Annotated in this window: 12 protein-coding genes; 5 read left to right on the top strand and 7 right to left on the bottom strand. The window is 69.1% G+C overall.

Annotated elements, in window-relative coordinates:
• Window positions 1-50: 50 nt before the first annotated feature.
• On the bottom strand, window positions 51-1,298 hold the full coding sequence (locus tag ACW5EG_RS05510; RefSeq protein ID WP_457017745.1) for a formimidoylglutamate deiminase: 1,248 nt from the start codon (window positions 1,296-1,298) through the stop codon (window positions 51-53).
• 69 nt (window positions 1,299-1,367) lie between these two features.
• Here ACW5EG_RS05510 and ACW5EG_RS05505 point away from each other — a divergent pair, with 69 nt between their 5' ends.
• The 3 genes from ACW5EG_RS05505 to ACW5EG_RS05495 all read left to right on the top strand — a co-directional run bounded on the left by ACW5EG_RS05505 (window position 1,368) and on the right by ACW5EG_RS05495 (window position 2,998).
• Entirely contained in the window at window positions 1,368-1,553 is a 186-nt protein-coding gene (locus ACW5EG_RS05505; protein WP_457017744.1) for a hypothetical protein, read from the top strand.
• Window positions 1,546-2,766, top strand: a complete 1,221-nt coding sequence (gene hutI / locus ACW5EG_RS05500; RefSeq protein ID WP_457017743.1) for an imidazolonepropionase — start codon at window positions 1,546-1,548, stop codon at window positions 2,764-2,766. Before ACW5EG_RS05505 ends, hutI begins: the two co-directional genes overlap by 8 nt.
• 79 nt (window positions 2,767-2,845) lie before the next feature.
• Window positions 2,846-2,998, top strand: coding sequence for a membrane dipeptidase (locus tag ACW5EG_RS05495; RefSeq protein WP_457018410.1), 153 nt, complete (start codon window positions 2,846-2,848; stop codon window positions 2,996-2,998).
• Between the two features lie 27 nt (window positions 2,999-3,025).
• Here ACW5EG_RS05495 and ACW5EG_RS05490 read toward each other — a convergent pair whose 3' ends face one another.
• From ACW5EG_RS05490 to ACW5EG_RS05480, 3 genes are all read right to left on the bottom strand, one after another.
• Window positions 3,026-4,009: a GNAT family N-acetyltransferase gene (locus ACW5EG_RS05490; protein WP_457017742.1), complete on the bottom strand. Its 984-nt coding sequence runs from the start codon at window positions 4,007-4,009 to the stop codon at window positions 3,026-3,028.
• A 344-nt stretch (window positions 4,010-4,353) separates the two neighbouring features.
• Window positions 4,354-4,539, bottom strand: coding sequence for a 30S ribosomal protein THX (locus ACW5EG_RS05485; protein WP_457017741.1), 186 nt, complete (start codon window positions 4,537-4,539; stop codon window positions 4,354-4,356).
• A gap of 110 nt (window positions 4,540-4,649) precedes the next feature.
• Entirely contained in the window at window positions 4,650-5,057 is a 408-nt protein-coding gene (locus ACW5EG_RS05480; protein WP_457017740.1) for a MerC domain-containing protein, read from the bottom strand.
• A 79-nt stretch (window positions 5,058-5,136) separates the two neighbouring features.
• Here ACW5EG_RS05480 and ACW5EG_RS05475 point away from each other — a divergent pair, with 79 nt between their 5' ends.
• Both ACW5EG_RS05475 and ACW5EG_RS05470 read left to right on the top strand, forming a co-directional pair.
• Window positions 5,137-7,323: a TonB-dependent receptor gene (locus ACW5EG_RS05475; RefSeq protein WP_457017739.1), complete on the top strand. Its 2,187-nt coding sequence runs from the start codon at window positions 5,137-5,139 to the stop codon at window positions 7,321-7,323.
• A gap of 149 nt (window positions 7,324-7,472) precedes the next feature.
• On the top strand, window positions 7,473-7,628 hold the full coding sequence (locus ACW5EG_RS05470) for a hypothetical protein (protein WP_457017737.1): 156 nt from the start codon (window positions 7,473-7,475) through the stop codon (window positions 7,626-7,628).
• 99 nt (window positions 7,629-7,727) lie between these two features.
• On the opposite strand, the gene ACW5EG_RS05465 is transcribed toward ACW5EG_RS05470, so the two are convergent.
• From ACW5EG_RS05465 to ACW5EG_RS05455, 3 genes are all read right to left on the bottom strand, one after another.
• A complete protein-coding gene (locus tag ACW5EG_RS05465; RefSeq protein WP_457017736.1) occupies window positions 7,728-8,240 on the bottom strand; it encodes a transcriptional repressor in 513 nt (170 codons plus the stop codon).
• Between the two features lie 31 nt (window positions 8,241-8,271).
• On the bottom strand, window positions 8,272-9,681 hold the full coding sequence (gltX, locus tag ACW5EG_RS05460) for a glutamate--tRNA ligase (protein WP_457017735.1): 1,410 nt from the start codon (window positions 9,679-9,681) through the stop codon (window positions 8,272-8,274).
• A gap of 121 nt (window positions 9,682-9,802) precedes the next feature.
• Entirely contained in the window at window positions 9,803-12,805 is a 3,003-nt protein-coding gene (locus tag ACW5EG_RS05455) for a hypothetical protein (protein ID WP_457017734.1), read from the bottom strand.
• Between the last annotated feature and the right edge of the window lie 192 nt (window positions 12,806-12,997).

Below are 12,997 nucleotides of genomic sequence, written 5' to 3'. Positions count from 1 at the left end.
CCAGGTCAGGACGCCGGACTATGCCGCCCAGGCAGGTAACGCGGGCCCGATCAACCACGCAACAGGTCATGCAGCGCGGTCGCGTAGCGCGCGGCGACGGCGTCGCGTTGCGGATGCTGGCCGTCGGCGACCACGCGCCGCCCGCCCACGCGCACCTCGCGCACCAGTGGCCGGTTGCCGCCGAAGATCCAGCGTTCGGCCGCATCGTCGGCATGGGCGGCGACCAGGGCGGGCGCATCCGCATCGAGCACAAGCGCATCGTCCACGTCGCTGAAGCCGGTGGCCTGCGCGGCGCTGTCCAGCACGCCGCGCAGCAGGGTCGCACCGACGCCTGGCGAGCCGGGCGAAGCGGCGATGTTGCGGCGACGCGTGGTCAGCCGCTGGCCGTACTCCAGCCAGCGCAGCTCTTCGACCGGCGAGACCGAGATGTGCGAATCCGAGCCGATGCCCCAGGCGCCACCGGCGTCGAGGTAGTCGCGCAGGCGGAACAGGCCGTCGCCGAGGTTGGCCTCGGTGGTCGGGCAGATCGCGACCGTGGCGCCGGAGCGCGCGATGCCCTGTACTTCGCCGTCGTTGAGATGGGTCGCATGCACCAGCGTCCAGCGCGCGTCGACCTCGGCATTGCGCAGCAGCCATTCGACCGGCCGCAGGTCGCGCATCGCCAGGCAATCCTGCACTTCGCCCACCTGCTCGGCGATGTGGATGTGGATGCGGGTATCGTCGGGCAACGCATCGAGCACCGTGCGCATCGCTGCCGGTGGCACCGCGCGCAGGCTGTGCAGGGCGCAGCCGACGCGGAACATGTCGTCCTGGCGCGCATGCAGCGCCTGGAACAGGCGCAGGTAGGAATCCACGTCATGGCCGAAGCGCCGCTGCCGTTCGCCAAGTTCGCGGCCATCGAAGCCACCGGTCATGTACAGCACCGGCAGCAGGACCAGGCGGATACCGGCCTCGCGCGCGGCCGCGGCCAGCGCATCGGACATCGCCGTCGGCGTGGCGTAGGCGCTGCCGTCGGGCGCGTGGTGCAGGTAGTGGAACTCGCAGACCGTGGTGTAGCCGGCCTCGAGCATCTCGACGTACAGCTGCGCGGCAACGGCATGCAGCGAATCGGGATCGAAGCGCGCGGCCATGCGGTACATGGTTTCGCGCCAGGTCCAGAACGAATCAGAGGGATGCGTCTGCCGTTCGGCCAGCCCGGCCATCGCGCGCTGGAAGGCATGCGAATGCAGGTTGGCGATCCCGGGCAGGCGCCAGCCTGCGGCGACGGCTTCGATCGGTGGCGCTGGCAAGGTGGACATGGGCGGATGGACGGCGGCGGGAGTGGGTTAGGCTACCGCGCTGGCGTTCCCCTTTCACGGGCGGTGTGCATGCTCGAAAGTCTCGCGATCCTCGTCCTCGTGCTGCTGGCGGTGGTGCTGGTGCTGGCCAAGGCGCGCGATCGCCTGCGCACGCCGGGCGCGCGGCGAAGCCGCGGCGAAGATGCCGGCGCTGCCTCCGGCGACGTGCGCCGCGATGGCGACGGCGATGGTGGCGATGGAGGCGGCGGTGACTGAAGCCTGGGACGGTGTGCTCCTCGGCGCCAGCCTGGCGACGCTGGACGGCGATGCGGGCTACGCCGCGATCGAGGACGGCGCCCTGGGCTGGCGCGAGGGCCGCATCGTCTTTGCAGGCCGCCGCGATGAACTGCCTGGCGCTCCGGAGCGACTGGCCGATTGCGTGGTCGAGGCCGACGGCGGCTGGATCACGCCGGGGCTGGTGGATTGCCACACCCACCTGGTATTCGCAGGCGACCGCGCGGCCGAGTTCGAGCAGCGCCTGCATGGCGCCGGCTACGAGGAGATCGCGCGCAGCGGCGGCGGCATCGTGTCGACCGTGCGTGCCACCCGCGCCGCCGACGAGGATGCGCTGCTGGCGCAGTCGCTGCCGCGCGCACGTGCGCTGCTGGGCGACGGCGTGACCACGCTGGAGATCAAGTCCGGCTACGGGCTGGATTTCGACGGCGAGCGCAGGATGCTGCGCGTCGCGCGCCGCATCGGCCAGTCGCTGGGCGTCGACGTACGCACCACCTTCCTCGGCGCGCACGCGCTGCCCCCCGAGTACGCCGGGCGCGCCGACGATTACATCGAAGCGGTCTGCGACTGGCTGCCGCGGCTGCACGACGAAGGGCTGGTCGACGCGGTCGATGCCTTCGCCGAACGGATCGGCTTCAGCGCCGCGCAGACGCGGCGCGTGTTCGAGCTCGCGCACGGGCTTGGCCTGCCGGTGAAGCTGCACGCCGACCAGCTCAGCGATGGCGGCGGCGCCGCACTGGTGGCGGAGTTCGGCGGCCTGTCGGCGGACCATGTCGAACACACGTCGCCGGCCGGAGTGGCCGCGATGGCACGCGCCGGCACGGTCGCAGTGCTGCTGCCTGGCGCATTCCACGTGCTGCGTGACACGCAGCTGCCGCCGCTGGCCGGGTTCCGCGCACAGGGCGTGCCGATGGCCGTGGCCACCGACTGCAATCCGGGCACCTCCCCGCTGCTGTCGCTGCGCCTCGCGATGCAGCTGGCGTGCACGCATTTCCGCCTGACGCCTGAGGAAGCGCTGCGCGGTGCCACGGTCAACGGCGCGCGCGCGCTGGGCCTGCACGACCGCGGCGTGCTGCGCGCCGGCCTGCGGGCGGACTTCGTCCACTGGAACATCGCCCACCCGGCGGAGCTGTGCTACTGGCTGGGTGGCACGCTGGTGCGCGCGGTCTACGCCGACGGCCACCAGCTCTGCTGAAACCCGACCCTCCGGAGACCACCACGCATGTTCCTGCGCCCTGCCCTGCTCCTCGCCCTGACCCAGTGCCGGCGACGAGCTGGCCGATGGCCTGCGCTCGGTGGCCGACTTCCCTAACCTGGTCGCCGGCCTGCAGGCGCGCGGCTATTCCGACGCGGACATCCGCAAGATCCTCGGCGGGAACCTGTTGCGGGTCTGGCGGGACGTGGAAGCCGGCGCGACGCCGCGCTGATCGCCTATTGGCGCTTCATGGCCAGGATCAGGCGGCCTGCGCCTGCTCCAGCGGGCTGCCCAGCGTCTTTCCAGCCAGCATCCGCCAGACCAGCGCCTCGGTCGCCAGCAGCGGGCCGGCGCGGCGCACGTCGATCCAGTGCAGGCTCTGGCTGCCGGTGCTCAGCCGACGCTTGTAGTCCTGGGTGCCGCCGAGGAAGTCGAACAGTTCCCAGCCCGCGTCGATGCCGTGCTCGATGACCGCATGCAGGGCCGCGACACCGGGGCTGTCGTAGCGCGGCAGCGCGCCGTAGTTGAACCCGGAGCTGTAGTAGTAGCGGCGCCCGCGCCATTGCAGGGCAAACAGGTAGCCCACGACCAGGTCCCCGGCGGTTACCCGGATCAGCTCGACCAGGCCGCTGGCGACGCCACTGGCCACCAGCTCGCCATGGAAGGCGCGGAAATAGGGGCTGGCGAAGGAACCGGCAGCGCCTCTACCCTCCCAGCGCCGCTCATGCAGTTGCCGCAAGGCGCCCAGCCACTCCAGGGCAAGCTGCGGGGTGTCGGCGATGTCCACGCGCAATGAGCCTTGCGCTGCGTACGCGCGGCGCACCTGCGACAGGTTGGCCCGGGTCTTCTTGGGCAGGTGGTCGACATAGCGCCGCCCCGACGCACGGACCGCCGCCATGTCGACGGTGTACGCCGGACGCGCGCATACCGAGTACGCACGCAGTCCATCGGGCAGCGCCGCCTGGATCTCGTTGCCGTGACCGGTGGCCGGTACCTGGATCCGCCGCCAGCCGCGGCAGCGCTGCGATATCGCCTCGAAGAACGCCGCGTAGGCAGCGATCTCACGACCGCGCCTGACCAGCAGCCCCACGTATTCGGGCGTGATCTCGTCGATCATCTCGTCGCCGGTTTCCTGAAGACGGATCGAATGGCTGCCGAAGGCCTTGCGCAGGCCGCGTTCCGGCACCCGCACCAGCATGCCAAGCGCGACCAGCCCCTGCCCGTCGCGGATGCGGCACAGCACAGGCCGGACCGACGCCGGCAAATGCTTCAGCCAGGTCGAGACCCATGCCCATGAGGTGAAGGGGGAACCATCGGCGCTGGCCTCCAGCCCGGACCACTCCGCGGACAGATCGGAACAGGCGTCCGCGTCCACGAATTCAACACGACAACGATCGATGGACCACCCCCTGCTGGCTGCGTGAGGCTTAACGCGGATTCGGGTTGAGCGCGGACACCCGGAGCGCGATCTTTCCGCCCATCGGGGCGCTACGGCACCCCGAGTCCATACACCTCGGGAAGGCGAGCGGCCAGCAACGAAAAAGCCCCGCGTCAGCGGGGCTTTTCGGTCAGACGCAAAGCGCGGGCTTACTCGCCCCTTGCAACCACCTTCTTCACCGCCTTGCGGACGGGCGCCTTGGTCGCGGTCTTCGCGGTCTTCGCCACCGGCGCACCAGCGCTGCCCGTCGCCTTGGCCACGGCCTTGGGGCGCGCGTTGCCGTAGCTGGAGGAATAGCGCTTGCCCTTGGCGGTCTTGCGGTCGCCCTTGCCCATCAGTCTTGCTCCTGGAATCTCTGGAAATCGGCTCGGGGTGTCCGGCCGCCGCGCGGTCGCGCGAGGGGGCGCATTCTATCACGCAGGCCGGCGGCGCAATCCGCCGCGGCTCAGTGGGCGCAGCTGGCGTCGTGCACGTGGCCATGGTTGAGGCGCAGGTTCACCAGGTGCCCGACCGCCACCAGGGTGCCACCCAGCGTCATCGCCACCGCGTGCGGCACCACCGATTCGTGCAGCGGCGCATAAAGCACCGCAAGCCAAAGCACCGCCAGGCCCGAGAGCAGCAGTCCAAGCGCCCGCAGCGCGCGATGGCGGCGATAGCCCCAGAGCAGGCTGAAGGCGCCGAGCAGGGTCGCGAACACCACGAAGCCCAGCTCCAGGCCATCGCTGAGCCAGAGCGCGAGTCCGAACGAGGGCAGCGCCGCGATCAGCAACGGCAGCAGCGCGCAGTGTGCCGCGCACGCAAGCGAGCCTGCGGCGCCGAAACGGTCCAGCCAATGGCGTTGTCGTGGGGTCATGACGTTCGGGAGGTTGACAGCTGCGCCGTGCGCGATACGTAATACTATAACATCACCTGTTCCGGAATCAATCTACCCCATGCTCGTGCCCGTCCCCTTCACCCTGCTCCCCCACCGCCTCGCCTCAGCCCTGGCGCTCGCCCTGTGCGCCGTGCCCGCGCTCGCCGCGCAGGACGATCCGCGCCACGTCGAGGTCAAGGATCTGGACGAGGTCGTGGTCCGTGCCACCCTGCTTCCGCACACCGCCGAGACCCTGACCCGCCCGGTCGAAGTGTTGGCCGGCAGCCGCCTCGACGAAGTGCGCGCCGCCACCCTGGGCGAAACCGTCAGCCGCCTGCCGGGCGTGCAGTCCTCGTACTTCGGCCCGGGCGTTGGCCGGCCGATCATCCGCGGCCTGGAGGGCGCGCGCGTGCAGGTGCTGAGTGACGGCCTGGCCTCGGGCGATGTTTCCACCGTCAGCGTCGACCACGCCGTGTCGATCGAGCCCTTCCTCGCCGACCAGGTCGAGGTGCTCAAGGGCCCGTCCACCCTGCTGTACGGCAGCGGCGCGATCGGCGGTGCGGTCAACGTGGTCGAGGGGCGCATCCCCGAACAGGCCACCGACACGCCCCTGCAGGGTCGCGCCGAGCTGCGCGCGGGCAGCGGCAACGACGAGCGAACGGGCATGCTGCGCCTGGACGGCACCTCGTCCTCGGGCAACCTCGTTTTCCACGTCGACGCCCTGCATCGCGAGACCGGCGATTACGACATCCCCGGGTTTGCCGAGCGCGCGGCGCTGCATGAGGGCGGGCACGAAGAACCCGACCACGCCGAAGATCCGTACGGCACGCTGCCCAACAGCGCCGTGCGCACCGACAGCGCCGCGCTCGGCCTGTCCTGGGTGGGCGACCGCGGCTTCCTCGGCGCCGGTGCGAGCATGTTCAACAGCCGCTACGGCGTGCCCGGGCACGCCCACGCGCACGGCCACGACGACGATGGCCACGATCATGATAACGACGACGCGGATGGCCACGAGGAGACCGTCCACATCGTCATGGACCAGCGCCGCCACGAACTGCGCGGCGGCCTGGACCGCCTCGGTGCGTTCGACACCCTGCGCGTGAAGCTGGCGCACAACGCCTACACGCACACCGAGTACGAGGGCCGTGCGGTCGGCACCGTGTTCGACAACGACAGCGCCGAGCTGCGCGCCGAACTGGTACATCGCGACTGGTCAGGCTGGGACGGCGCCTTCGGCCTGCAGGCGTCGCGGCGCGATTTCCGTGCGGTCGGCGACGAGGCGTTCGTGCCGGATTCGGAAACACGCGACATCGGCCTGTTCTGGATCGGCCGCCACGCATTCGGCAACATCGACCTGGAGGTCGGCGCACGCCACGACCGCAACCGCATCGAGGTAGGCGACGCGGCCATCGGCCCCTCGCGCGACTTCGACGCAAGCAGCCTGTCGGCCGCGGCACGCTGGCATTTCGGAGACGACCTGCACCTGTCGTTCGGCCTGGACCGCGCACAGCGTTCGCCGACCGCCGAAGAGCTGTACTCCAACGGCCTGCACGTGGCCACGCGCAGCCACGAATTCGGCAACCCGCAGCTCGGCAACGAGACCGCCAACCGCGCCGAGCTCGGCCTGCACTGGCACCGTGGCCCGCTGACGTTCGGCCTCTCGCTGTACGCGCTGGACTACCGCGATTTCATCTACCTGGCCGACACCGGCATCGAGGACGACGGCGCGACGGCGCGCGTGTGGAACCACGCCGACGCTCGCTTCACCGGCGGCGAGATCGACCTGCGCTGGACCCTGCTCGACAACGGCGACGCCCGCTGGACCATGCGCGGCTTCGCCGATGCGGTGCGCGGGCGCCTGGCCGGCGAAGGCACGCGCGAGGTGTCTTTCGCGGTGCCCCACGGCGACCATGCCCACCACTACACCGCCGAGCTCGCGCTTGCCGGCGACCTGCCCCGGATCGCGCCGTGGCGCGTCGGCGCGGAAATGCGCTGGGAAGGCGGTGCCTGGCGCGCCGGCATCGGCGCGATCCGCCACGCGCGCCAGGACCGCGTGGCCGCACACGAGGACGAATCGCTCGGCTACACCCTGGTCAACGCCAACCTGGCCTGGCACCACGACACCGCTGGCGGCAATGCGCTGGAGCTGTTCCTCGACGGCACCAACCTGCTGGACGAAGAGGCGCGGCCGCACACCTCGGTGCTGAAGGACCTCGCGCCACTGCCCGGACGCAGCGTCGCTGCGGGAGTACGTGTGTTCTTCTGAGCGCATCGCGCCCCTGACCCGCCCTGCGCGCGCGGCGGAACCCTTCGAGTGTCCACCGCGCCGCGCAGCACCGCCTTGATCCGGCGCAATGCCGGGCCCCGGCCGACCGCACAGACTGGCCCCGACACCAGACAACGAGGAGCCGGGAAATGCATCCGATATTGCGGGAAGTCCTTACACAGCCGGTCGGCTGGCTGACCATCGCCGGCGCGCTGATCATGCTGGCGATGCCGGTGGCGACCGCGCTGTTCATTCGGCGGCGCATGCGCGAGGAAGCGGAAGGCCGCAGTCGCGAAGGCGAGTAACTGACGGCTGCAGGGGTTCCTGAGCGCCAGGACTGGACGCGACAGCCGATCCACGTTCCAGCCTGCGGGAGATGATGCGTTCCCGGCGCGCCCTTGCGATCAGGCCGGTGCGAGATCCCGCTGCACGCACTGCGCGCACAGTCCATGCACTTCCAGCGTCTGCGCCTGCGGCACGAAGCCCAGCGCGCGCGCGCGCTCATCCAGCGAAGCGACCACGTCCGCGTCCTCCAGCTCCACCGCGTTGTGGCAGCGGTCGCAGATCAGGAACGGCACCGAATGCTGCGCGCTGTCTGGATGGTGGCAGGCGACGAAGGCGTTGACCGACTGCAGCTTGTGGATGAAGCCGTTGGCGAGCAGGAAATCCAGCGCGCGATACACCGTCGGCGGCGCATCGGCGCCAACGCCTTCCTCCGAACGCACCATGTCGAGCAGGTCGTAGGCCTTGACCGGCTTGCCGGCCTGGGCCACCAGGCGCAGCACGCGCGCGCGGATCGGCGTCAACCGCAGCCCGCGCTCCTGGCAGGCAAGCTCCACCGCGCGCACGAACGATTTTGCATCGTGTACGTGCGCTTCGGGATCGATGCAGTCGTGATCGTGCGTGTGCTTTGCCATGTACCGATGATGGCGCCGACGCGCCGGCTTCTCAACCGCTGGCGGCGGGCACCCGCGCGATCGCGGCCTCGATGCGGCGCAGCGCCTCGTCGCGACCGGCCAGATACACCGTGTGCGCGATGTCCGGGCTGACCTGGGTACCGGTGATCGCCACGCGCAGCGGCTGCGCCACCTTGCCCATGCCCAGGCCCAGGGCCTCGGCGGTCGCATGCAGCGCCGCGCCGATGGCGTCGACCGACCACTGCGGCAGCGCCGCCAGCCGGTCACGGGCATCGTGCAGCGGCGCGTCCGCGCCGGCCTTGAGGTGCTTGGCGACCGCTGCCTCGTCGTACTGCTGCAGCGGCCCGAACCAGACCGCCGCGCGCTCGGCCATGTCCTTCAGCGTCTGCACGCGATCGCGCAATGCGACCACGATGTCGGCGGGCGCCGGGCCCTTCGACAGATCGTAGCCGCACTGCTGCAGGTGCCACTGCAGGTGCCCGGCCACGTCCGCCGGATCGTCGTTCTTGAGGTATTGCTGGTTGAGCCAGCCGAGCTTGGCCGGATCCAGCCGCGCGGCCTTGGCGTTGACGTTGGCGAGCTCGAACAGCTGCCGCATCTCGGCAATCGAGAAAATCTCCTGGTCCCCATGCGACCAGCCCAGCCGCACCAGGTAGTTCAGCAGGGCATGCGGCAGGTAGCCCGCGTCGCGGTACTGCATGACGTCGGCCGCGCCGGTGCGCTTGCTCAGCTTCGCGCCCTGCTCGTCGAGGATCATCGGCAGGTGCGAGAACGCCGGCACCGCTGCGCCCAGCGCCAGATAGAGGTTGATCTGGCGCGGGGTGTTGTTGACGTGGTCGTCGCCGCGCACCACGTCGGTGATGCGCATGTCGATATCGTCGACCACCACCGCGAAGTTGTAGGTGGCGTAGCCGTCAGGGCGGAAGATCACCAGGTCGTCGAGTTCGCTGTTGGCGATCTCGATCCGGCCCTTCACCTTGTCATCCCAGGCGACCACGCCATCCACGGGATTCTTGAAGCGGATCACGCGATTCGGATCCTCGCGCCTGGCTTCATTGCGCTCGCGGTACGCGCCGTTGTAGCGCGGCTTGCCGCCCGCGGCCATCGCCGCCTCGCGCATCGCGTCGAGCTCCTCCCTGCTCTCATAGGCGTAATAGGCCTTGCCTTCGGCAACCAGTTGCTCGGCCACCTCGCGGTAGCGGTCCAAGCGATGGGTCTGGTAGATCGGGCCCTCGTCGTAGTCCAGGCCCAGCCAGGCCATGGCGTCGAGGATGGCGTCGATCGCCGCCTGGTTGCTGCGCTCGCGATCGGTGTCCTCGATGCGCAGCACGAACTCGCCGCCGCGATGGCGCGATTCCAGCCAGCAGTACAGCGCGGTGCGCGCTCCGCCGATGTGCAGATAGCCGGTGGGACTGGGGGCGAAGCGGGTGCGACAGGACATGGCGAGACCAGACCGTGGGGATCCGCCATTTTACCCTGCGCACCCCTGCCGGGCCGGCCGGACGAGGAACTGCCACGGTGCCCACGAACCAGCCTCGCGCCGGTCCGTGGGCCAGCGCAGGTTACAGGCCGATACCGACGCCGATCATCCCCGAGCGCTCGGAGCCGCTGAAGGCTCCGCCCAGCGTAACCGCAGCACGCGACGTGATCCGATGCTGCACGCCTACCGACAACGCGTTTTCGCCGTTGGAATGGCCCACGCCCGCGCCGATCCGGGTACGGTGCTCGCCCTGCACCGCAGCGGCACTGGCCGCCATGCCGATCATCGCACTGCCCATCGCTCCCTGGCGGTCAATGCGACGGTCCTGCCGGATGAAGCGATCATTGACCTCATTGCGGAAAGCGTTGAAGTCGTCATTGAACGCGGCAAACACGCTGTCGGTATAGGCCTTGGCATTGGCGACCGCCTGCGTCGCCGCGCCGTCGGCATGGCTGCGCGCCGATTGCAGGGTGATCGCATCACCGCTGTCGGCATGGGCCCTGGCCGATGCCAGGGTCTCGGCGTCCGCCACACTCATGTCGCTGCGGATCACGGATTCACGCACGTCGGTATGGGTATTGGCCGACTCCAGCGTGGCCGCGTCGCCGGCATCGGCGTAAGTCGTGGCCTCGGTCAGCGTCTGCGCATCGCCGGCTTCCACCATCTGCGCCACCGCCGCCATGTCCGCGTCCCCTGGACCTTCTGGACCCACGGGCCCCTGGGGCCCCGCTGGACCCTGTGGACCGGCGTGGCCGGCCGCCCCGGGATCGCCCTGTGGCCCGGCTGGACCCTGCGGACCTGCGGGGCCCGCTGGACCCTGCGGACCTGCAGGCCCAGCGCCCACACCCCCGGCCAGTGCAGTCAGCCGTGTATCGACCGCCGCAAAGGCCGCCGCCACATTGCTGTAATCGGCCCCCTGAATGCTGAACGTCGGAGGGGTGAACACGCCATCGACAAGGCTGGCGCCACCGCCCATCCAGCCCACCAGGGTGCGCAACTGGCCGACGTTGACCGCATCGTTGGCCATGCGACCGTCGGCGATGTTCACCAGCCGCGCGAACCTGTCGCTGGCGAAGGCCACCCCGAACACGTCGACATCGCCCGCCACGTGGCCAAACGACACTACGCCGGACTCGCGCGCGACCGCCTGGAAGCCGACGGCAGTACTGGAATTTGCCAACGTTTGCGACTGGACGCCGAACGCACTGGAGAACATTCCGCCGGCGATGTTCTGGGTTCCAAACGCATTGCTGTAGACGCCATTGGCAGTGTTCTCAAGACCGATCGCATTGCCGCCCTGGGCGAACGCCGCACTGCGGGTGCCGAATGCACTGCTGTTGATGCCGCTGGCCAGATTGTCAGCGCCGAATGCCGAACTGTTCCAGCCGCTGGCCGCGCTGTTGTTTCCGAACGCACTGCTGTGGTCGCCGCTGGCCGTGTTCTGCTGTCCGAAGGCGCTGGCGTGGGCGCCTGACGCGTTGTTTGCCTTGCCAAAGCCAATGCTGTCTGCGCCGCTGGCGATATTGTCGGCACCCAAGGCACTGCTGCCACTTCCGCTGGCGGCATTGGAAAGACCGAACGCGATGCTGTAACCGGAACTGGCTGAATTCGAGGTTCCGATCGCTGCGCTGTTGTCGCCCACGGCTTCATTCACGCGGCCGAATGCAACGGCATCGACACCGTCCGCAGCATTGCCTGCACCAAATGCGCTGCTGTAGTCGCCCGTGGCGGTATTGCCATGACCGAACGCACTGCTGTACCCGCCGTCGGCGGTATTGTTGTCGCCGAACGCGCTGCTCCCGGCACCATGCGCGGCGTTGTAGCTGCCGAACGCGCTGCTGTACTCGCCGCCAGCAGTGTTGCCTCCACCGAACGCGTTGCTGTACTCGTTGTTCGCATGGTTGTAGCCGCCGAAGGCATTGCTCTCTTCCCCGGAAGCCTCGTTTCCTTCGCCGAACGCCCGGCTGGAATATGCACTGGCGACGTTCAGCAGGCCAAGGGCGACGCTGTAGTCCGCACTGGCGATATTCGAGTGGCCCAGGGCGGTGCTGCTGATGCCATCGGCCTCATTGAAGCGGCCGAATGCGCTTGCGTATTGCCCTGAGGCGACATTCCCGTCGCCGAATGCATTGCTGGCCTCGCCACTGGCGACGTTATCGCGACCGAATGCCGTACTGTATTCAGCTACCGCACTGTTCTGCACACCGAAAGCGCTGCTTTCCCTGCCATTGGCGCTGTTGTCGAAGCCAAACGCGTTGCTCAGGTACCCCCGCGCCTGATTGCCGGCGCCCACGGCACTGGACATGGTGCCTTCGGTCGAGTTGAAGTAGCCAAGGGCACTGGACATGATCGCTTTGGACCAGTTGTCGAGACCTATCGCGTTGCTGTACTGGGCACCGGACGTGTTGCGGCCGCCGATCGCGATGCTGTGGTTCCCCATGGCCTCGTTGTCATGGCCAAGCGCGACGCTGGCTGCGCCGAGCGCCAGCACTCCATTGCCGAGCGCCACGCTCCACTGGCCCAGTGCGGCAGCGACCTCAGTCCTGTCGGGGAACCCGTCACCATCGTCGTCAATGGTGTAGTCGACCACGCCATTGCTGTTCAGGTCGAACCAGTTCCCCATGGCCAGGCTGAACTGACCTTCGGCCCGGCTGCCCCAACCGAAGGCCACGCTGCGCGCCTCGGTGGCAACACTATCGTGGCCCACGGCCACACTGCCCCAGCCGCTGGCGACGTTCAAACCACCGAGCGCGCTGCTGTAATCGCCACTGGCACGATTGCTCGTGCCGAACGCGGCGCTGGAACTGCCGCTGGCGACATTCGAGGACCCGAAGGCGCTGGCTGCGTAGCCGCTGGCATTGTTCCCACTCCCATAGGCCGACGTTGTTGGATGGCAAGTGGTGTTATCCCCCTTGGCCGGGTCCTCGTTGCCCTGGTCGGTGCCGGGGGCCGGGTCGACCGGCGCGCCATTCGCATGCTGGCATGGTTCGTCCGCCCAGACCGGCGAGGCGATGGCAAGCAGGATCAGGGCGAGCGAGCTTGCCAACGGCTGTCGACGGACGGCGATGCGATGCGAAATGGTCATTCCTGGCTCCTGATGGCGTGGACGGGCGTTTTTGTGCCCGTTCCCCATGAGTGCGCAGAACAGCGATGGATTTGATCATCGGCAGCGCAAAGAGCTTGGCGGCTGGTTCCCACGACGAGGCTGCCGGGCCTGGAATGCGCGCGCAGGCCGTCGCCAGTCCACGCCGCCGCGTGCACGGTGGGGCGCACATGA

The sequence above is a fragment of the Luteimonas sp. A611 genome, from assembly GCF_054072715.1.
Note: the sequence above shows the minus strand (reverse complement) of the source record. Positions and strands in the feature narration are given on the sequence as shown.